Below are 20,933 nucleotides of genomic sequence, written 5' to 3'. Positions count from 1 at the left end.
CGGGTGGTTACGTTACGGAGGGGGGCGGGAAATGGCCAATCGGCTGTTTTGATGGGGTGATTGAGGGAATCGATGATGCCTTCAATGCTCTGCCGGGAAGCTATCTCCCAACGAGTCGAGTTCCCTCACCGGATTGGCCAGCAGTGCCAGTTGCGGGCAAAAAGCGCGGTAGGACAAGCATGTGCGGCACTGCAAAGGCAGTCAGCACAGCGAACAAGGCACGGATGCCAGTGTGCTCCTGGAGGAGGAAGAGCAGGCCACCACCCAAGGTGAACAGCGCTGCGCCCAATAGTATTGGCCAAGTGAGCCGTAGATAGGCCGCTAAATCAGGTACGCCCAGCATTCGTTGACGAACCCGGGTCTGGGGCGCGGCATGCAATAGATAGAAACCCAGCGCAAATCCTACCAACGGTGGTGCCAGCACTACCCCGATCAAGGTGGTCGCCAACCAAAGACAGCGTCGTCGGCAGGAAGCCAGCAGCAGTATCGGCAGCGCCACGCTGCCAACTGCGGCGAGTAACCACGTCAGCCACTCTGCGAGGGCATTGGATTCGCCCAAGCCCATGCTCAACGCCAGCAACCGAGTGACCTCTGCCTCGTGCATCACCGCCGGGCCACCGACGATGAAAACGCCCAATGCCAGCGAAGTCAGCCGATCAGGAAACACTTCATCCTCGTGGACAAAATGCCAGACCGAGAGCAGCAAGAACAGCAGCAGAGCCGTCCCGCTTGCGAGTTGCCAAAAGACCAGGCAGCCCAGAGCCACCGCCAGATAAGCGCACAAAAAACCCCAGCGCCGGGCCGGTGCCACAAGGTGTAGGTCGCTGACGCCGTGCAATAGCCCCAAGCCCAGCCCTACGGCCAGCGCAAACGTCAGCTGTCCCGCTCCCCCGTCTACGCTGGCCATTGCGGCGGTCAACAGCAATGCCAACCAGCCGCTCCGGTTCATTCTCAGGTGCCGGAATGAACAAGCGCCGCGCGCAGATTGCGCTCGGAGGTAAAGGCGTAGACAACCTTGGCCAGCACGTCGAGTACCAGAATGATCCAGAGGGTCGCTGCATCGCTGATTGCCCAGATGCCTTCCGGTCCGACGGCAAAGACAACGGGGTAGATCAGCCAGAGCACGGTGAGAAAGCCACTGTTTTTACGATAGGCCGCGCCGATTGCCGGAGACGCTTCGGAAAGCGCCGCCAATGGCTTCCAGATCAGATAGAGCACGCCGACGAATGCGACGCATGACCAAGCGAAGAAGACCCATTTGATGGTGCCATAGAGCGCCAGAGAGGCAATCAGGCCTGTCACTATCATCATCACGTCCAAGGTTACGATGGACGTCACGAAACCGGCCTGACCATCGCGCTCGCGAGCCCCCAGATACGCCGAGCTGACAACGCCTGCCAACAGCAGGGGCGTGGTCAGGAGCCAGTCGAAGTAGCGGGCGACATAAGTGATGCTGTCGTCCGGCTTGATCAGATTGCCGACACCCAAGTACATGGCGAGATACGCCGTAGCGGCGATAAAGGGAACAGCTGCATGGATCAGCGTATGGCCGCGCAGCGGCCCGCGGTGAGCACCTTTGGCATAGATAGCCAAGGAGGCAAGCGACATGATGACGAAGCCGATGAGCAGAGGTGTCTGTGTCATGGGGATTTATCCAAATGGTCTATGAGATCGCATCGGCAGCCGCGTCCTTGAGAGAACAGGACATTTGCTGGCGTTACAGTCCAGATAGAGGAGTCAACGGATAAATTGGTTCAGGATGTTTCAGCGGTGTCGAAAGCTGCGCTCGCCGATTTGATCAAGGGATCACAAGTCGAAAATCTTTCATGAATCCTCCTCCATGCTGGATCGAGAATTCACCTTGCAGCGTTGCACTACGGGACCGTATTGGAATGATCTCGCCAGAAATAAAAAAAGCCGCGCAAAGCGCGGCTCCAAAATCTTGGTGGGCCCAGCAGGACTCGAACCTGCGACCAAGGGATTATGAGTCCCCTGCTCTAACCAACTGAGCTATAGGCCCCAGAAGGCCGCCGATTATAGCGATGGATTGCAGGGAGTGCTATCCGAAAAATCCGTAAGGCGCATACGAAGAAAGGTCGCGGCGAATCGGTCGGGGGGCAGGGGGAGGCTGACGAGGTAGCCCTGGATCTGCTCGCAGCCTTCGCGGGCCAGGAATGCTTGCTGTGCGGCGGTTTCCACGCCCTCGGCGATGACGGTCAGTTGCATGCTTCGGCCCAAGGCGATGATGGCGCGTACGATCGCGGCGTCGTGGGGGTCGTCGGGCAGGCCGCGGACGAAGGACTGGTCGATCTTGAGGATGTCCAGCGGCAGGCGCTTGAGGTAGCTCAGCGATGAATAGCCGGTGCCGAAGTCGTCGATGGCCAGTTGCACTCCCAGACGCTTGAGCTGATGCAGCACCACCAGCGCTTCCTCGGTCTGGCTCATGATGAAGTTTTCGGTGATCTCCAGTTGCAGCGATTGCGGGCGCAGATCGCTGTCGGCCAGCAGGCCTTCGATGCGCTTGAGCAGGTTGGGTTGGCGCAGTTGCGCGCCGGCCAGGTTGACCGACAGCGGACCGAACTCGTGGTAGAGCTGTTTCCACTCGCGCAGCTGCCGACAGGCCTGCTCCAGCACCCAATCGCCGAGCTGCAGGATCATGCCGTTCTCTTCGGCCAGCGGAATGAATTGCTCGGGCGGCACGTCGCCGAAGTTGGGGTGCTTCCAGCGGATCAGCGCTTCGGCACCTACCAGCAGATCCGAGTCGATGCTGAACTTGGGCTGGTAGCTCAGGCTCAGCTCATCGCGCTCGATCGCCCGGCGCAGCTCGTGCTCCAGCGCGATGCGCATGGTCGCCTGAGTGGTGAGGTCGCGGGTGTAGCTCTCCACGCGGTTGCGGCCCTTGGCCTTGGAGCGGTACATGGCAGCATCGGCGTTCTTCACCAAGGTGGCGACGTCGGTGCCGTCCTGGGGATACAGGCTGGTGCCGATACTGGCACTGGTGAAGAACTCATGGTCACCGGCCTGGAAGGGCGCCGCGAAGCAGGCCAGGACCTTGGCGGCAATGTGCTCCGCATCACTGGCGTGGGCCAGGCCCGGCAGCAGAATGATGAACTCGTCGCCGCCCAGGCGCGCCACGGTGTCGATGTCGCGCACCTGTTCCTTGAGGCGCTGGGCGATGCCTTTGAGCAGCAGGTCGCCTACGGGGTGGCCGAGGCTGTCGTTGATGTGTTTGAAGCGGTCCAGATCCAGGAACAGCACTGCGCCTTGGCCACCGGCTTCGTTCTGGCTGGCCAGGGCGGCGGCCAGACGGCTTTCGAAGAGGGTTCGGTTGGGCAGGCCGGTGAGCGGGTCGTGGTGCGCCTGATAGTCCAGCCGCGCCTGAGCGTGCTTGAGGCTGGAGATGTCGGCGAACACGGCGACGAAATGGGTGATGGCCTCTTCGCTGTTGCGTACCGAGCTGATGGTCAACCAACTGGGGTACAGCTCGCCGTTCTTGCGCCGGTTGCAGATCTCGCCCTGCCAATGCCCTTCGGCGGCCAGGCGATGCCACATGGCAATGTAGAACGCACTGTCGTGCTGGCCCGAGGCGAGCAGGCGAGGGGTTTCGCCCAGCACTTCCTGTTCGGAAAAACCGGTGATCTCGGTGAAGGCGCGGTTGACCATGCTGATGCGTTGCTGGGTGTCAGTGATCAGCACGCCCTCGGCCGTGCTCTCGAACACCGTCGCGGCCAGGGTCAGCTTGTGCTGCATCTGCTGGCGCTCGGTGATGTCCCGGGCAATGGTCAGCATGCAGGCGTCCCCACCGATGGGCAGCGGCCGTACCGACACCTCACACAGGCGCACCTGGCCATCGATACGCCGGATGCGGCAGACGAAGTCACGAACGAAGCCTTGCCGCTGCAACTTGTCCAGCAGCCGCTTTCGCTCGTTGGGATCGGCCCAGATGCCCAGTTCGAGGGTCGAGCGATCCAGGGACGTCTTGCTCTTGTGCCCGGTCATGATGCTGAAGCCTTCGTTGACTTCGATCAGCAAGCCGTCGCTCTGACGAGTCAGCAGCATGCCATCGGGCGAGGCGTGGAACGCCTTGGCGAACTTCTCCTCGGAAATCTGCAGGCGCTGCTGGGTCTGCTTGAGCTCGCTGATGTCGCGCACCACCACGACCATCGCCGCCGTGGTTTCCAGCTGGAGTGGTTCGGCCGAGAGCAGGCCGGTGAAGCGCTGGCCGTTGTCGCGGCGAAAGGTCATCTCCAGGTTGCGGATGCTGCCGCCCTGCAGGCGCTTGAGCAGTCGCGGCGCGACGCCGTCCACGCCCCAGATGTCGAGCTCCGCTGCGCGCCGTCCGACCACCTGTGCCGCCTTGAGGCCGATCTGTTCCTCGAAGGCTTCGTTGACCTCAAGCAGGCAGCCGTCGCTGAGCCGCGCAATGACCAGAATGTCGGGACACTGACGAAACACCGAGGCGAACTTCTGCTCGGACAGGCGCTGGGCTTCTTCGATCTTCTTGGTTTCACTGATGTCGATCATCAGGCCGCGCATCACCGGTCGCTGGTCATGCTTGATCAGGCTGACGATGTCGCGCACCCACAGGCTGCGACCGTCTGCAGTGATCACGCGGTATTCGAGGGAGTGACCCACCCCTGCAGCGGTCTGCTCGGCGCAGTAATCGCGCGCCCAGCTCGCGTCCTCCGGATGCAGGATGCGCTGCCAGAAACCGGGCTCCAGCCAGCTCTGCAACGGGTAGCCCAGCAGCGCCTCGGCATGGGGTGAGACGTAGCTGTAGGTGTAGTCGGTCGTGTCAGCTTCCCAGGCGATGGCCGATAGGCTCTCGATCAGGCCGCGGTAATGGTATTCGCTGCTGCGCAGCTCACGTTCCAGAGCGATGCGCTGGCTGATTTCCGAGGTCAGGCGACGGTTGATGCGGATCACCACGCCCAGGGCAATGACCAGCATGACCAGGCCGGGCAGGCCGTAGATCAGGGCGGAGTACCAGTCACGGGCGGGCGCAGCATTGGCCGACGAGGCTTGCTGCGTCGTTGGCACACTGGCGTCTGGCGCCGTGGCAAGCAGGGGGCGCGCCTCGGCCACACTCGCAAGCAAAGGCGGATGTTCAACTAGCCCAAGCGGGTAACCAGCGGGAGAAACAGTGTCGGCGATGGCTGCCCCGGCGAGCGAAGTCAGCAGCACAAGTGCCGGCAGTCGATGCATGGCAGCCTCGTTGGACCATCGCAGGAAGGGCCAGTGTAGTCGGGCGCGGCAGCCAGCGGGAAGAGGGGGGCGAACAAACTTTGGGGTCATGGGTCCATCACGCAAAACCCCCGGCAAGGCCGGGGGTTCTGGTGGTGCTCGTCGCTGAGGCTTATTCGTCGAGGAAGGAGCGCAGGTGCTCGCTTCTCGTCGGATGACGCAGCTTGCGCAGCGCCTTGGCTTCGATCTGACGAATACGCTCACGGGTAACATCGAACTGCTTGCCGACTTCCTCGAGGGTGTGGTCGGTGTTCATGTCGATGCCGAAGCGCATGCGCAGCACCTTGGCTTCCCGTGCCGTCAGGCCGCCCAGCACTTCGCGCGTGGCTTCCTTGAGGCTTTCCACGGTGGCCACGTCGATCGGCGACTGCATGGTCGAGTCTTCAATGAAGTCACCCAGATGGGAGTCTTCGTCGTCACCGATCGGCGTCTCCATGGAGATAGGCTCCTTGGCGATCTTCAAGACCTTGCGGATCTTGTCCTCGGGCATCTCCATGCGCTCGCCCAGCTCTTCCGGCGTAGGCTCGCGACCCATCTCCTGCAGCATCTGCCGCGAAATGCGGTTCAGCTTGTTGATGGTCTCGATCATATGCACCGGAATACGGATGGTGCGCGCCTGGTCGGCGATCGAGCGGGTGATGGCCTGACGAATCCACCAGGTGGCGTACGTCGAGAACTTGTACCCGCGACGGTATTCAAACTTGTCCACCGCCTTCATCAAGCCGATGTTGCCTTCCTGGATCAGATCGAGGAATTGCAGGCCACGGTTGGTGTACTTCTTGGCGATCGAGATCACCAGACGCAGGTTGGCTTCGACCATCTCCTTCTTCGCCCGGCGAGCCTTGGCTTCACCGATCGACATGCGACGGTTGATGTCCTTGATCTCGGCGATGGTCAGACCGGTTTCCGCTTCCAGCGCGCTCAGCTTCTGCTGGCAGCGCTGAATGTCGGCCTGCAAGCGACCGATGGCTTCGGCGTACTTCGCCTTGCCGTTGGCCAGAGCATCGCTCCAGGTTTGGTCGACTTCGTTGCCAGGGAACTGGCGCAGGAAGTCGGCGCGCGGCATGCGAGCATCACGAACGCACAACTGCATAATGGCGCGTTCCTGCTGACGCAGGCGATCCAGGGCACCACGAACACGCTCCACCAGGCCTTCGAATTGCTTGGGCACCAGCTTGATCGGCATGAACAGCTCGGCCAGCGCGAGCATCTCGGCGATGCCTTGCTTGCTGTGACGGCCATGCTTCTTCAGCGCTTTCAGGGTAACGGCGAGTTGATCGGACACGGCGCCGAAGCGCTGCTGGGCCACGACCGGATCGGGACCGCTCTCGGTCTCTTCCTCGTCGTCGCTGTCGCTTTCTTCTTCGTCGTCATCCTTGGCGTCGGCCTTGTCAGCCGGCTTCTCGACCGGCGGCGGCACTTCGGCCGGCGGCGCGATGCCGTCGTCCGGATCGATGTAGCCGCTGAGCACGTCGGACAGGCGACCACCCTCGGTGGTCACGCGGTCGTATTCGCTGAGGATATGCTCGACCGTGCCGGGGAAGTGCGCGATCGCGCCCATCACCTCACGGATGCCCTCTTCGATACGTTTGGCGATTTCGATTTCGCCTTCACGCGTGAGCAGCTCGACCGTACCCATTTCGCGCATGTACATGCGCACCGGGTCGGTCGTGCGACCGATGTCGGTTTCGACCGCTGCCAACGCCGCAGCGGCCTCTTCGGCCGCCGCTTCGTCGGTATCGGCTTCGGCCAACAAAAGGGCATCCGCATCCGGAGCACTCTCGAATACGTTGATCCCCATGTCGTTGATCATGCGGATGATGTCTTCCACCTGCTCCGGATCTGAAATATCCTCGGGCAGGTGATCGTTGACCTCCGCGTAAGTCAGGTAGCCCTGCTCACGACCACGGGTGATCAACTCTTTGATGCGAGATTGCTGTTGCGCTTTTCCGGACATAACACCCTATCCACTGAAGGTCTTGGCGGGCAAAAAACAAGCCGAGGATTATACCCGAGCTAGGACCTCACGCGCCAGTTGAGGTCGGGGTTTGTGCGTGAACATTGCGGCTGAGGAGCTCGCGCAGTTGATTCTTTTCCTCTGCGCTCAGTTCACTCTGTCTTGATTTTCTGAGCAAATGCTCGAGACAACGCTCGCGTTGGCGAGCGGACAAGCTAGTTATAGTGTCGAAAAACTGTTGTTCAAGGTTATCGGCATCGATCAGCCATTCTTTCTCGGCCAATGCGCGCAGCAACTTGCCTTGTTCGGTACCGTGCCATCGCGCGATCAACTGCAGAGAGCGTAGCTTGGGATTCTTCTGCAGGGCTTCGAGCAGTGCCACCAGTAGTTGTGCGTGCAGCTGTTCCTCGTCGGCAAAGTGACTGACATCCTCCACCTTCTCCGCCAGTTGCGGATAGTGCAGCAGAGTACGCAGTGCACTGAGCGTGGGCGGCTCCACCGTCACCGGCGTGCGTGGCTGCGGGCGCGGTTCGAAATCACGCTTGCCCTTGCCTTTCCACGGCTTGCCTTCCCATTTCTTGCCGGACGTCTTGGTCGATGTCCATTGTTGCTGTGGTTCGAAGGCCGGCGGCGCATGAAAGTCACTGAAGTCCGGCGAATAACCCGGCATCGAATCGTAATCGGCCATCGGATCGTGACTGGGCGTCGGCGCTGGGGGCGCGCTTTGCACCAGCTGGCTGACGGCCTCGCCACTCAAGCCGGTGATCTGGCTCAGGCGATTGCGCATCAGGGTGCGCAGGTTGGCGCCCGGTACCTTGTCGATCAGCGGCGCGGCCAGCGTTGCCATGTGCGCCTTGCCTTCCAGCGAGCGCGGATCGGCTTCTTCGGTCAGCTGCTGGAAAAAATAGTCCGCCAGCGGCTGCGCGTGTTGGTTGATTCGAGCCCGGAAGGCGTCGGTGCCTTCGGCGCGCACCAGGGTGTCCGGGTCTTCGCCTTCGGGCAGAAACAGAAAGCGCGCCTTGCGCCCATCCTGCAGGCTCGGCAGCGCAGCTTCCAGTGCACGCCAGGCGGCATTGCGGCCGGCCTGGTCGCCGTCGAAGCAGAACAGCACGCTGGGCACCACGCGAAACAAACGCTTGAGGTGCTCCTCGCTGGTGGCCGTGCCCAAGGTCGCGACGGCGTTGCGCAAGCCTTGCTGAGCCAGGGCAATGACATCCATGTAGCCCTCGACGACGATGATCTCGTCAAGGTTGCGGTTGTGCTTGCGCGCCTCGTACAGGCCGTACAGCTCCTGGCCCTTGTGAAACACCGGAGTTTCCGGGGAGTTCAGGTACTTGGGCTTGTCGTCGCCCAGCACTCGGCCACCGAAGGCGATGACCCGCCCGCGGCTATCTCGGATGGGAAACATCACGCGGTCGCGGAAACGGTCGTAGCGCTTGCCCGAGTCGGCGTTTTCCACCAGCAGGCCCGCATCGATCATGGCTTTCTGCTGAAGGCTGTCGCTGCTCAGGTGCTTGAACAGGTTATCCCAGCCAGGCGGTGCGAAGCCCAGGCCGAAATCGCGCGCGATCTCGCCGGACAGGCCACGGCCCTTGAGGTAGTCGACGGCCGCCCGGCGTTGCGGGTGCCCCTTGAGCGCCAGGCGATAGAACTCTGCAGCGGCTTCCAGTAGCGGATACAGCGGTGAGTCGGTCGGCTGGCGCGGCTTGCTGTTGCGCCCGCTGTCTTCGCGCGGCACTTCCATGCCAGCGGCCTTGGCCAGTTCCTCGACGGCCTGGGGAAAGTCCAGGTTGTCGTGGTCCATGATGAAGCCAAGGGCGTTGCCACCGGCGCCGCAGCCGAAACAGTAATAGAACTGCTTGTCGGGGCTGACGCTGAAAGAGGGGGTCTTTTCCTTGTGGAAAGGGCAGCAGGCCGTGTAGTTCTTGCCGGCTTTCTTCATTTGCAGACGTGACTGCACCACATCGACGATGTCGGTGCGGTTGAGCAGGTCGTCGATGAAGCCTTGGGGAATCAGCCCGGCCATGGCGTTCTCTTTATCAGCAGCCCAGGAGCGGAAGTGTACCCATTGGAAATCGGTCTGGCAGGTTTTGCAGCGCTGATTTCTATGTCGGAAACGTCTCTGCGTTCAACGGCGCCTTGGGCAGCAGTCGAAGGAGGGCGTTACCAACGGAATAAGTGTGCTCGTCTGCAGCCTTGCAAGGCTCGTCAGGATGACGTGCACGATCTGGCAATGAAGCCAGTTCTGACGTTTGAGGCGGGGGACTGCGGCAACTGCCGGCAGCCCGGCTGTGGGCCGGGCAAGGCAGAAGCTTGCGACGAACGTCTGTGTATTAGTACAGACGAACGGCGCGGCGCTGTTCGCGCTGGACTTTCTTGGCGTGACGTTTGACAGCGGCTGCTGCCTTGCGCTTACGCTCCGAAGTCGGCTTCTCGTAAAATTCGCGGCTACGAACTTCAGCCAGTACACCGGCTTTTTCGCAGGAGCGCTTGAAACGACGCAGAGCTACGTCGAAGGGTTCGTTCTCTTTAACTTTGACGGCTGGCATCCAGAGCTACCTTCATTCATTACCGGGGTCGACATCTCATGGCAAAAGCGCGCATAAGTACGTCGGTTTTTAAGGGTTGCGGATGTTAACCCTTACCCAGCAGGAATGCAAAGCCTCTGATCGAAAACCGCTGGTCGGTGCCCTGTTCGACGACTATCATGCGCGCCTTCGAATACAGCTCCACAAGGCCTGGCCATGCTAGTACTGGGATTGGAAACGTCCTGCGACGAAACCGGTGTCGCATTATACGACAGTGAACGCGGCTTGCTGGCCGATGCGCTGTTCAGCCAGATCGACCTGCATCGCGCCTATGGCGGGGTGGTGCCTGAGCTTGCCTCGCGCGACCACGTCAAGCGCATGCTGCCGCTGATCCGTCAGGTGTTGGCCGAGGCCGACTGCGCGGCCACCGAGATCGACGCCATCGCCTATACCGCCGGCCCCGGCCTGGTCGGCGCGCTGCTGGTCGGCGCCTCCTGCGCCCAGGCGCTGGCATTCGCCTGGGACATACCGGCGTTGGGCGTGCACCACATGGAAGGCCATCTGCTGGCACCCATGCTGGAAGAGCAACCGCCGCAGTTTCCGTTCGTCGCCCTGCTGGTATCCGGCGGCCATACGCAACTGGTCCAGGTCGACGGCATTGGCCAGTACGCCTTGCTCGGCGAGACCTTGGACGATGCGGCCGGGGAAGCCTTCGACAAAACTGCCAAGCTGATCGGCCTGAACTACCCGGGCGGCCCGGAGATTGCCCGCCTGGCCAGACAGGGCGTGGCCGGGCGCTTCACCTTTCCTCGTCCGATGTGCGACCGCCCTGGCCTGGATTTCAGTTTCAGCGGTCTGAAGACCTTCGCGCTCAACACCTGGCAGCAGTGCCGCAGCGCTGGCGATGACGGCGAACAGACTCGCTGCGATATCTCTCTGGCGTTCGAGCAGGCGGTGGTCGATACGCTGACCTACAAATGCCGCCGGGCCTTGAAGCAGACCGGCCTCAAGCGCCTGGTGATCGCCGGTGGGGTGAGTGCCAACCAGTCATTGCGCCAAGGCCTGGAAAAGATGCTGGGCGAGCTGGGTGGCAACGTCTATTACGCCCGCCCGCAATTCTGCACCGATAACGGTGCGATGATCGCCTATGCTGGGTGTCAGCGTCTGTTAGCCGGGCAGCAGGAAACTCTGGCCATCAGTGTCCAGGCGCGTTGGCCGATGGAGCAGTTGCCAGCGCTCTGAACGCGCCGGCAACTGCTCAGAAGTGCCGCTCGCGGCCAGCGAACAGATCGCGCAGATTGCCGCGGTGACGCCAGATGATCAGGATGGTCAGCACGCTCAGGGGCAGCAGTGTCTCTGGGCGTTGCCAAGCCAGCAGCGGCAAAGTCAGTGGCGTGGCGATCAGGGCTGCGAGTGAACTGGTGCGCGTGAGCCGAAAGGTCAGCGCCCAGGCAGCCATGGCCAGCAGCGCGGCAGGCGGGTACAGGCCCAGCAGCAGGCCGGCGGAGGTGGCCACGCCCTTGCCGCCCTTGAAGCGGAAATACAGCGGAAACAGGTGGCCGATCACCGCGCAGAGCCCGATCCAGGCTTGCTGTGCGAGCGTCATCCCGGCTTGCGCGGCAATTAGTACCGGCAGCAAACCCTTGCACAAGTCGCCCAGCAGAGTGAGGATGGCGAGCTTTTTACCGGCCAGGCGTAGCATGTTGGTCGCGCCGGCGTTGCCCGAACCGCTCATTCGCGGGTCGGGAGTACCCGTCGCGCGGCTGAGCACGATAGCGAAGGACAGCGAGCCGAGCAGGTAGGCGCCAAGCGCCAGCAACCAGAACATGCTTTATTTCCGGGTAGGGAAACCCTTGATTCTAACGGCGCCAGGCGCCCTTGTCGTGCTGCGGAGTGAAGTGCTTGGACAAAGTGTTTATCGAAGGCCTGGAAGTCGACACGGTGATCGGCGCCTATGATTGGGAGCGTGACATTCGTCAGTGCCTGCGTCTGGACCTGGTATTCGCCTGGGACAATCGTCCGGCTGCCGCGGGCGACGACCTGACGCTCGCGCTGGACTACGCGACCGTCTCGCAGCGCATCCAGGCCTTTGCTGCCCAGGCGCGCTTCGAGCTGGTCGAGACCTTCGCCGAGCGCCTTGCCCAATTGCTGATGAGCGAATTCGGTATTCCCTGGCTGCGGCTCAAAGTCACCAAGCCCGGTGCCGTCGCGGCGGCGCAGGGTGTAGGCGTGGAGATCGAGCGCGGATGTCGCTGAATCGAATCTATCTGGGCCTGGGCAGCAACGTCGATCGTCAGCGCCATCTGTGCGCCGGGCTCGACGCGTTGGCCGCCTTCCTCGTGGACCTGCGCTGCTCGGCCGTATTCGAAAGCCAGCCGGTGGGTATCAAGAGCGGCCCGTTCTTCAACCTGGTGGTCACCGCGCTGACCGATCTGCCGTTGGAGGAGCTGGACCGCCGGCTGAAATTCATCGAGGCCGACAATGGCCGCTACGCCCCGGACCGCAAGGGGCTGCCGCTGGATATCGATGTATTGTTGTACGCCGACTTGGTCGGCAACTTCGATGGGCTGATATTGCCGCGTGCCGAAATTCTGAAAAACGCGTTCGTCCTGTGGCCATTGGCGCTGATTGCGCCAGAGTTGGTGCATCCGGGTACAGGTGTGAGTCTTGGCCGGTTGTGGCGCGAGGCGAGTATCGACCAGGTGTTGGCACCTGTCCCCTTCGAATGGCGCGGACAGCAATTGACCCCTGCCACGCTTTAGATCGCTTGCGCCTTCTTCGCGGGCAGAGACCCGCTCCCGCAGGTGATCCCACTTCCCCATGGGAGCCCCAGGTGATCACACGTCCCTGTGGGAGGGGGGCTCCCCCGGTTGTCACATTTCCCCATGGGAGCCCCAGGTGATCCCACCTCCTTATGGGAGCCTCAGGTGATCCCACTTCTCCATGGAAGCCACAGGTGATCCCACTTCCCCATGGGAGCCTCAGGTGATCACACGTCCCTGTGGGAGCGGGTCTCTGCCCGCGAAGAGGCCCGCAAAGCCACCCTCAACCATCCCCATTCAAACGCCCGCCTTATACCCCTTCAACACCTCCAACCGTGCCCGTTTCAACGCTTCACCCAGCGCCTGCCCCTTGAACCCCTGGGCAACCAGCGGCTGAACCGCCACCCCCCGCGCCGCCGCAGCCGCACCGCGCAGATAATCTGCCTGAGGGTACTCTCGCCCCTCGAACCCCAACCGTCCACGCGCGTCCATTTCGCACGCCATGATGAACTCCTCGAAGCGCTGGGGACGGCGGTACACGTCGAAATTCTGCAACAGCTCCAGCAAGGTCGACGGCTTGAGCTCCAGAGCCCGATGCCCATGGGTGTGGTATTCACCGACCAGCACCGCCAGCTCCTGGCAATCCTTGGGCACCTTGAAGCGCTCGTTAACCGCCTTGATCAACTTCACGCCGCGCTGCTCGTGAGCGATATGCCGCGGCCACTCGCTGGGTCGCGTGGTGCCCTTGCCCAGATCGTGCAACAGACACGCCCAGCGCACGGTCAGCGGCTGGTGATGCCGCGCGGCCTGTTCCAGCACGCTCAAGGTATGCACCCCGGTGTCGATCTCCGGATGATGAGCAGGCGGCTGCGGTACGCCGAACAACGCGTCCACTTCGGGGAGCAATTGTTCCAGCGCTCCGCAGTCGCGCAGCACCTGAATGAACACGTGTGGGTGCGCTTCCAACAGCGCCCGGGAAATCTCCTTCCAACTGCGTTCGGCCGTCAGGGCCTGCAACTCGCCCGATTCGCTCAGCTGACGCATCAGTTGCAAGGTCGGTTCGGCCACTCGAAAACCCAGCCCGGCATAGCGGGCAGCGAAGCGTGCAACCCGCAATACGCGCAGGGGATCTTCGATGAAGGCGGGGGAGACGTGCTTGAGCAGGCGGTCATGCAGGTCTTGCTGGCCACCGTAGGGGTCGATGATCCGACCTTTGTCGTCCTCGGCCATGGCATTGATGGTCAGGTCGCGCCGCGACAGGTCCTCTTCCAGAGTGACGTCCGGGCTGGCATGGAACACGAAACCACCGTAGCCGCGCCCGCTTTTGCGTTCGGTACGCGCCAAGGCATATTCTTCGCCGGTCTGCGGATGCAGAAACACCGGGAAATCGCTGCCGACCGGCCGGTACCCCTCAGCGAGCATTCGTTCGGCGCTGGCACCCACGACTACGCGATCGATGTCGGTGACAGGTATACCCAGAAGGCGATCGCGCACCGCGCCGCCCACTTCATAGATCTTCATTGCAACACCTCCGATGGCCGCGAAGGATAACACCAAGCCACCGAAGGTTTGCCCAGTGCACCGGGCTCAGAGGTGCACGACGTTGAGGTCCGCCCGCCCATGGCTGCCGTCCGTGTGCTCGTTGCGAGGCGGCACGTGGTGCGTCTTGACCAGCTGATCGCCTTGCAACGTCTCCAGATGGATGTCGAAGCCCCACAAACGGTGCAGGTGCTTGAGCACTTCCTCGGTGGATTCGCCCAGCGGCTTGCGGTCGTGTTGCTGATGACGCAGGGTCAATGAGCGGTCACCGCGTCGATCGATGCTCCAGATCTGCACGTTGGGCTCGCGGTTGCCCAGGTTGTATTGCGCCGCCAGGGTCTCGCGGATCGTGCGATAGCCGTTCTCGTCGTGGATCGCCGGTACCAGCAGTTCGTCGCGCTGGTCGTCGTCCATGATGCTGAACAGCTTCAGGTCGCGGATGACCTTGGGCGACAGGTACTGCAGGATGAAGCTCTCGTCCTTGAAGCTGCTCATGGCGAACTTGATCGTCGACAGCCAGTCACTGCCGGCAATCTCGGGAAACCAGCGGCGGTCCTCGTCGTCCGGGTTTTCGCACATGCGCCGTATGTCCCGGTACATGGCAAAACCCAGCGCATAGGGGTTGATACCGTTGTAGTAGGGGCTGTCGAAACCCGGCTGGAACACCACGCTGGTGTGCGACTGCAGAAACTCCATCATGAAACCGTCGGTGACCAGGCCCTCGTCGTAGAGGTCGTTCATCAGGGTGTAGTGCCAGAACGTCGCCCAGCCTTCGTTCATCACCTGGGTCTGGCGCTGGGGATAGAAGTACTGCGCGATCTTGCGCACGATCCTGACGATCTCGCGTTGCCATGGCTCGAGCAACGGCGCGTGTTTCTCGATGAAGTACAGGATGTTCTCCTGCGGCTCGGCCGGAAACCGGGCGTTGTCCTCCTCGCGGTTCTTGTCGGCGCCCTTGGGGATGGTGCGCCACAGATCGTTGATCTGGCGCTGCAGGTGTTCCTCGCGGTCGGCCTGGCGGCGACGTTCCTCCTCGGCGGAAATCGGATACGGACGCTTGTAGCGATCGACACCGTAGTTCATCAACGCGTGGCAGGAGTCGAGCAGGTCTTCCACGGCATCGATACCATGCCGCTCTTCGCACTTCATGATGTAGGACTTGGCGAACACCAGGTAATCGATGATCGAACTGGCGTCGGTCCAAGTGCGGAACAGGTAGTTGCCCTTGAAGAAACTGTTGTGCCCATAGCAGGCGTGAGCCACCACCAGCGCCTGCATGCAGATGGTGTTCTCTTCCATCAGGTAGGCGATGCACGGATCGGAGTTGATGACGATCTCGTAGGCCAGCCCCATCTGACCGCGCGTGTAGGATTTCTCGGTACTGAGAAAGTGTTTGCCGTAGGACCAATGGTGATAGCCCAGCGGCATGCCGACCGAAGCATACGCATCCATCATCTGCTCGGCCGTGATCACCTCGATCTGGTTGGGGTAGGTGTCCAGCGCATAGCGCTCGGCGATGCGGCTGATTTCCCGGTCATAGGTTTGGATGAGCTCGAAGGTCCATTCCGAGCCCGTGGAGATGGGTTGACGCTTCTGCTCTCTGGCGGTCATGTCGCTAACCTGCGCTGGAAGAGTTCACGGAAGACCGGATAGATATCCCCGGCCGACACCAGCTGTTGCTGGGCGAACGTATCGGCGAACGAATCGCTGATGCGCTCGTATTCGTACCACAGCGCCTGATGTTCGCGCGGCGTGATCTCCACATAGGTGTAGTACTGCACGAACGGCATGATCTGCTTGGTGAGGATTTCCCGACAGATGGGCGAGTCGTCGTTCCAGTTGTCGCCGTCCGAGGCCTGGGCGGCATAGATGTTCCATTCGTTGGTCGGGTAGCGCGCCGCCATGATTTCCTGCATCAGCTTCAACGCGCTGGAAACGATGGTGCCGCCAGTCTCGCGGGAGTAGAAGAATTCTTCTTCGTCGACTTCGCGGGCGCTGGTGTGGTGGCGGATGAATACCACCTCTATCTTGTCGTAGTTACGCTTGAGGAACAGGTACAGCAGGATGAAGAACCGCTTGGCGATGTCCTTGGTCGCCTGAGTCATGGAGCCGGACACATCCATGAGGCAGAACATCACTGCCTTGGAGCTGGGGTTGGGGTGTTTGACCAGCAGGTTGTACTTCACGTCGAAAGTGTCGAGGAAGGGCACTCGATGGATGCGGGCGCTGAGCTTCTCGATTTCCCCCATCAGGGCCTGGATGTCACCAAAGTTGTCTGGCTCTTCGATCTTCAGGCGTTCGAGTTCGAGTTTGGCCGCCTTGAGCTTAGCGCGGCTGCTGCCCGAGAGCGCGATGCGCCGCGCGTGGGCGGAACGCAGGGTGCGGATGATGTTGATGCGTGAGGGGTTGCCCTCGTTGCTGATCCCGGCGCGCACTGTCTTGTAGGTGTCGGTACCGCTGAGGTTGCGCTTGACCAGGTTGGGCAGTTCGAGGTCTTCGAACATGAATTCGAGGAATTCTTCCTGGGTGATCTGGAACACGAACTCGTCCATGCCTTCGCCGGAGTTGCCCGCCTTTCCAGGCCCTTTGCCGCCACCCCCACCGCCTTGGGGGCGAGCGATGTGTTCACCGGCCGTGAACTCCTTGTTGCCGGGGTGCACCACGGTCTGCTTGCCACCACGGCCGTGATGCAGCACCGGTTCGTCGATGTCGCGACCGGGAATGCTGATCTGCTCGCCGTGTTCCATGTCGGTGATGGAGCGGCGGCCGACCGCTTCTTCCACGGCCTTCTTGATGTGATCACGGTAACGCCGCAGAAATCGCTGGCGGTTCACCGTGCTCTTGTTCTTGCCATTGAGGCGTCGGTCGATCACATAGCTCATTAGGCCTCCGGGCAGCCTGGCTGCAAGCCACAAGTCGAGAGCGGCGAGGCGCCCGGACGGTCATGTCCGTCCGGGCCCTTCGCTGCCTGAAGCTTACCGCGCGATCACTGCGACTTCCTGACCCGCAGATACCACTCGGACAGCAGGCGTACCTGCTTGTCGGTATAGCCACGCTCGACCATGCGAGTGACGAAATCGTTGTGTTTCTGCTGGTCCTCCTTGCTGGCCTTGGCGTTGAAGCTGATGACCGGAAGCAGATCCTCGGTGTTGGAGAACATCTTCTTCTCGATCACCACGCGCAGCTTCTCGTAGCTGAGCCAGGTCGGGTTCTTGCCATTGTTGTTGGCGCGGGCGCGCAACACGAAGTTGACGATCTCGTTGCGGAAATCCTTCGGATTGCTGATGCCGGCCGGCTTCTCGATCTTCTCCAGTTCTTCGTTGAGAGCCACACGGTTGAGGATTTCTCCGGTTTCCGGATCGCGGTATTCCTGATCCTGAATCCAGAAATCGGCGTACAGCACGTAACGGTCGAAGATGTTCTGGCCGTACTCGCTGTAGGACTCCAGGTACGCGGTCTGGATCTCCTTGCCGATGAACTCGATGTAGCGCGGAGCCAGGTATTCCTTGAGGAAACGCAGGTAGCGCTCACGCACCTCGGCAGGGAACTGCTCCTGCTCGATCTGCTGCTCCAGTACGTAAAGCAGATGCACCGGGTTGGCGGCGATTTCGTGTGGATCGAAGTTGAACACCTTGGACAGGATCTTGAACGCGAAGCGCGTCGACAGACCATTCATCCCTTCGTCCACGCCTGCTGTGTCGCGGTATTCCTGGATCGACTTGGCCTTTGGATCGGTGTCCTTGAGGTTTTCGCCGTCGTATACGCGCATCTTGGAGTAGATGTTGGAGTTGTCCGGCTCCTTTAGCCGCGACAGGGTGGTGAACTGGGCGAGCATCTTCAGGGTGTCGGGTGCGCAGTGGGCCTTGGACAGCGAACTGTTGAACAGCAGCTTGTCGTAGATCTTGATCTCGTCGCTCACGCGCAGGCAGTACGGCACTTTGACGATGTAGATCCGGTCGATGAACGCCTCGTTGTTCTTGTTGTTGCGGAAGCTGTGCCATTCCGATTCGTTGGAGTGCGCCAACAGGATGCCTGAGTAGGGGATCGCGCCCAGACCCTCGGTGCTGTTGTAGTTGCCTTCCTGAGTGGCAGTCAGCAACGGATGGAGCACCTTGATCGGCGCCTTGAACATCTCGACGAACTCCATCAGCCCCTGGTTGGCGCGGCACAGGGCACCGGAGTAGCTGTAGGCGTCGGCGTCGTTCTGCGGGTATTCCTCCAGCTTGCGGATGTCCACCTTGCCCACCAGCGCGGAAATGTCCTGGTTGTTCTCGTCCCCCGGCTCGGTCTTGGCCACGGCGATCTGGTTGAGGATGGAAGGATAGAGCTTGACCACGCGGAACTGGCTGATGTCGCCGCCGAATTCAGCCAGGCGCTTGGTCGCCCAAGGCGACATGATGGTGCTCAGGTAGCGCTGCGGAATGCCGAAGTCTTCCTCCAGGATCGCGCCGTCCTCGGTGGCATTGAACAGGCCCAGGGGCGACTCGAACACCGGCGAGCCCTTGATGGCATAGAACGGCACCTTCTCGATCAACTGCTTGAGCTTCTCGGCCAGCGACGACTTGCCGCCACCGACCGGGCCGAGCAGGTACAGGATCTGTTTCTTTTCTTCCAGACCCTGTGCAGCATGGCGGAAGTACGACACGATCTGGTCGATGCATTCCTCCATGCCGTGAAAGTCTTCGAAGGCGGGGTAGCGGCGGATCACCTTGTTGGAAAAGATGCGCGACAGCCTGGAATTGGTCGACGTATCGAGCAATTCGGGCTCCCCGATCGCCATCAGTATCCGCTCGGCGGCGGAGGCGTAGGTGCTACGGTCCTTTTTGCACAGCTCGAGGTACTCCTGTAATGAGAGCTCTTCCTGGCGTGTGGATTCGAAGCGTTGTTGGAAGTGGCTAAAAATACTCATGACGTCACCTCGCTCGATACGTGGAGCCGACGTCGGATCACTCAGTTGATGCTGGCGGTCACCTGAACCCCTTGGTGGCCGTATACCCCCCAGAACACCCATGTAGTCTTTACCGATTGACCCGCGCGCCGGTGTACCGGCTCTCCCCTGTTATGGATGGCCTGAGCTAAAGGATAGTTGGTAATCGGGGACTTCAAGGGCGGATGCGCAATTAAGTGTCGGCAAGGCTTTGCGCCGATGCCGGGAAGGCCCGTGGGGCGCGGCGTCGGCGCACGAAAAAAAATTCGTCGCGCCTTGCCCGCCGCCGAGGATTCAGGCCTGGCTGGTTTCGCTCGGAAAGGTGGTGCGCCACAACTCGAAGCCACCATCCAGACTGTAGACGTCGGAGAACCCTTGGCTGACCAGATAGGCGGCGGCGCTCTGGCTGGAGTTGCCGTGGTAGCAGACCACGACCAGCGGTTTGTCCAGGTCGGCTGCCTTGATGAAATCGTGCAGCGAGTGGTTGTCCAGGTGCGTGGAGTCGGTGATGTGGCTGGCCGCGAAGGTCTGCGGATCGCGGATGTCGACCACCACGGCGCCCTGTTCGCGCAGGCTGTGGGCTTGTTGCGGAGGGATGCGTTGGAATTCGGTCATGGGCAGGCTCCTGGGCTGGGCATCCATTCTAGCGTTTGTCGCCGGGGGGAGGGAAATCTGCCGCAGGCATCGGTTCGGGTGTAATTGCCCCGCCCTGGTCGGTGCATTGGCATGACAGGCGCACGCCATTGTCGACGTCGAGCAGGGTCATCGCGCCGCCCCATACGCAACCGGTGTCGAGCGCGAAAACGCCCGGCGCGTCGCAGCGACCTTCCAGGGCCGCCCAATGGCCGAAGATGATCTTGAGGTCGCGGGTCTTGCGCTCCTTGTGCGCGAACCAGGGTGCGTAACCGGGCAGCGCGGTGTCGGCGCCTTCCTTGCCCTTGAGATCGAGCTTGCCGTCAGCGGTGCAGAAGCGCATGCGGGTGAAGTAATTGGTGATCACACGCAGACGAGCGGCGCCCTGCAGTTCCTTGTCCCACTTGTTCGGCTCGTTACCGTACATGCCATCCAGATAGGGCTGAAACAGGTTGTCGTCACGCAGGGCCGTCTCGACTTCGGCGGCCAGACGCAGGGCCTTGCGCAGCGACCACTGGGGCGGAATCCCGGCATGAACCAGAACGGTATTGCGTTGCTTATCGTAGTGCAGCAGCTTCCGGCGGCGCAGCCAGTCGAGTAGTTGCGGGCCGTCTGGCGCTTCGAGGATCTCGCGCAGGGTATCGCCGCGCTTGAGTCGTTCGGCGTTGTGAGCTACCGCCAGCAGGTGCAGGTCATGGTTGCCCAGCACGCAGACCACCGACTCGCGTATGGCATACAGATAGCGCAGAGTTTCCAGCGAGCTCGGTCCGCGATTGACCAGGTCACCCACTAGCCACAAGGTGTCTTTCGTCGGGTCGAAGGCGACCCGTTGTAGCAAGCACTTGAGGGGTTCCAGACAGCCTTGCAAGTCACCGACTGCGTACACCGCCATCAGTGCAGAGCTCCCGGCACGGCGAGGCGAAACGGCGCGATTACGGCTTCGAACTGCTTGCCGTCCTCGGCTTGCATCTGATAACTGCCCTGCATGTTGCCCACGGTGGTGGCCATGACCGTACCGCTTGAGTAGGTATGACTCGCGCCTGCAGCAATAAGTGGTTGCTGGCCGATCACGCCAGGCCCACGGACTTCTTCGACCTTGCCATCGCCATCGGTGATCACCCAGTGTCGTGATAGCAAGCGAGCGGGCAGTTGTCCGTTGTTGAGCACAGTCACGGTATAGGCGAAAGCAAAACGATGCTGCTCGGGTTGGGACTGTTCGGGCAGGAAACGGGTCACGACGCTGACGTCGATCTGATAGCGAGGATCGGACATGCAAAAGGCCTTGAAAGCGAGAGCGAATGTAGCCGGCGTCGGCCGGTTCAGGTCAGTCTAGGTCAAATAGA

General features: G+C 61.4%; 16 protein-coding genes, 1 tRNA gene and 1 pseudogene. 3 read left to right on the top strand and 15 right to left on the bottom strand.

The genetic code is table 11. The annotated features are described in order from the left end of the window. Window positions 1-100 precede the first annotated feature (100 nt). From AC788_RS20635 to rpsU, 7 genes and pseudogenes are all read right to left on the bottom strand, one after another. Window positions 101-931, bottom strand: a complete 831-nt coding sequence (locus AC788_RS20635; RefSeq protein WP_177327983.1) for a Brp/Blh family beta-carotene 15,15'-dioxygenase — start codon at window positions 929-931, stop codon at window positions 101-103. Between the two features lie 20 nt (window positions 932-951). After that, window positions 952-1,644 (bottom strand): bacteriorhodopsin, encoded by a 693-nt coding sequence (locus tag AC788_RS20630; protein WP_049862423.1) that lies wholly within the window; start codon window positions 1,642-1,644, stop codon window positions 952-954. Window positions 1,645-1,943: 299 nt separating this feature from the next. After that, a tRNA-Ile gene (locus AC788_RS20625) sits at window positions 1,944-2,020 on the bottom strand. 14 nt (window positions 2,021-2,034) lie between these two features. Continuing rightward, window positions 2,035-4,983 (bottom strand): annotated as a pseudogene (locus AC788_RS20620) (sensor domain-containing protein); the annotation flags it as partial. 373 nt (window positions 4,984-5,356) lie between these two features. After that, on the bottom strand, window positions 5,357-7,201 hold the full coding sequence (rpoD, locus tag AC788_RS20615; protein WP_049862422.1) for an RNA polymerase sigma factor RpoD: 1,845 nt from the start codon (window positions 7,199-7,201) through the stop codon (window positions 5,357-5,359). A 67-nt stretch (window positions 7,202-7,268) separates the two neighbouring features. Then, window positions 7,269-9,227: a DNA primase gene (dnaG, locus tag AC788_RS20610; protein WP_049862421.1), complete on the bottom strand. Its 1,959-nt coding sequence runs from the start codon at window positions 9,225-9,227 to the stop codon at window positions 7,269-7,271. A gap of 307 nt (window positions 9,228-9,534) precedes the next feature. Continuing rightward, entirely contained in the window at window positions 9,535-9,750 is a 216-nt protein-coding gene (gene rpsU, locus AC788_RS20605) for a 30S ribosomal protein S21 (protein WP_002551877.1), read from the bottom strand. A gap of 195 nt (window positions 9,751-9,945) precedes the next feature. Here rpsU and tsaD point away from each other — a divergent pair, with 195 nt between their 5' ends. Then, window positions 9,946-10,971 carry a tRNA (adenosine(37)-N6)-threonylcarbamoyltransferase complex transferase subunit TsaD gene (gene tsaD, locus AC788_RS20600; RefSeq protein ID WP_049862420.1) on the top strand — a complete coding sequence of 342 codons (1,026 nt, stop codon included), beginning with the start codon at window positions 9,946-9,948 and terminating at the stop codon, window positions 10,969-10,971. 16 nt (window positions 10,972-10,987) lie between these two features. Here the strand turns inward: tsaD and plsY are convergent, their stop codons facing one another. Then, the gene (gene plsY, locus AC788_RS20595; RefSeq protein ID WP_049862419.1) at window positions 10,988-11,557 is read right to left on the bottom strand and encodes a glycerol-3-phosphate 1-O-acyltransferase PlsY; all 570 of its coding nucleotides are present in this window, start codon (window positions 11,555-11,557) and stop codon (window positions 10,988-10,990) included. Window positions 11,558-11,631: 74 nt separating this feature from the next. Here plsY and folB point away from each other — a divergent pair, with 74 nt between their 5' ends. Both folB and folK read left to right on the top strand, forming a co-directional pair. Next, a complete protein-coding gene (gene folB / locus AC788_RS20590; protein WP_049862418.1) occupies window positions 11,632-11,985 on the top strand; it encodes a dihydroneopterin aldolase in 354 nt (117 codons plus the stop codon). Beyond that, window positions 11,976-12,491 carry a 2-amino-4-hydroxy-6-hydroxymethyldihydropteridine diphosphokinase gene (gene folK, locus AC788_RS20585; protein ID WP_049862417.1) on the top strand — a complete coding sequence of 172 codons (516 nt, stop codon included), beginning with the start codon at window positions 11,976-11,978 and terminating at the stop codon, window positions 12,489-12,491. The genes folB and folK overlap by 10 nt, the downstream gene beginning before the upstream one ends. 297 nt (window positions 12,492-12,788) lie before the next feature. Here folK and AC788_RS20580 read toward each other — a convergent pair whose 3' ends face one another. The 7 genes from AC788_RS20580 to apaG form a co-directional block, all read right to left on the bottom strand. Then, window positions 12,789-14,012, bottom strand: coding sequence for a multifunctional CCA addition/repair protein (locus AC788_RS20580; protein WP_049862416.1), 1,224 nt, complete (start codon window positions 14,010-14,012; stop codon window positions 12,789-12,791). A 66-nt stretch (window positions 14,013-14,078) separates the two neighbouring features. Then, window positions 14,079-15,641 (bottom strand): SpoVR family protein, encoded by a 1,563-nt coding sequence (locus AC788_RS20575; protein WP_049862415.1) that lies wholly within the window; start codon window positions 15,639-15,641, stop codon window positions 14,079-14,081. After that, window positions 15,638-16,912 (bottom strand): YeaH/YhbH family protein, encoded by a 1,275-nt coding sequence (locus tag AC788_RS20570; protein ID WP_049862414.1) that lies wholly within the window; start codon window positions 16,910-16,912, stop codon window positions 15,638-15,640. Before AC788_RS20570 ends, AC788_RS20575 begins: the two co-directional genes overlap by 4 nt. Before the next feature lie 104 nt (window positions 16,913-17,016). Further along, window positions 17,017-18,939 (bottom strand): PrkA family serine protein kinase, encoded by a 1,923-nt coding sequence (locus tag AC788_RS20565; protein WP_049862413.1) that lies wholly within the window; start codon window positions 18,937-18,939, stop codon window positions 17,017-17,019. Window positions 18,940-19,251: 312 nt separating this feature from the next. After that, window positions 19,252-19,572, bottom strand: a complete 321-nt coding sequence (gene glpE / locus AC788_RS20560) for a thiosulfate sulfurtransferase GlpE (protein ID WP_049862412.1) — start codon at window positions 19,570-19,572, stop codon at window positions 19,252-19,254. A gap of 28 nt (window positions 19,573-19,600) precedes the next feature. Beyond that, window positions 19,601-20,482, bottom strand: coding sequence for a symmetrical bis(5'-nucleosyl)-tetraphosphatase (locus tag AC788_RS20555; RefSeq protein WP_049862411.1), 882 nt, complete (start codon window positions 20,480-20,482; stop codon window positions 19,601-19,603). After that, window positions 20,482-20,862 (bottom strand): Co2+/Mg2+ efflux protein ApaG, encoded by a 381-nt coding sequence (gene apaG / locus AC788_RS20550; RefSeq protein WP_049862410.1) that lies wholly within the window; start codon window positions 20,860-20,862, stop codon window positions 20,482-20,484. Before apaG ends, AC788_RS20555 begins: the two co-directional genes overlap by 1 nt. Between the last annotated feature and the right edge of the window lie 71 nt (window positions 20,863-20,933).

The sequence above is a fragment of the Pseudomonas sp. RIT-PI-a genome, assembly GCF_001187875.1.
GTDB classification, from domain to species: domain Bacteria; phylum Pseudomonadota; class Gammaproteobacteria; order Pseudomonadales; family Pseudomonadaceae; genus Aquipseudomonas; species Aquipseudomonas coleopterorum.
Note: the sequence above shows the minus strand (reverse complement) of the source record. Positions and strands in the feature narration are given on the sequence as shown.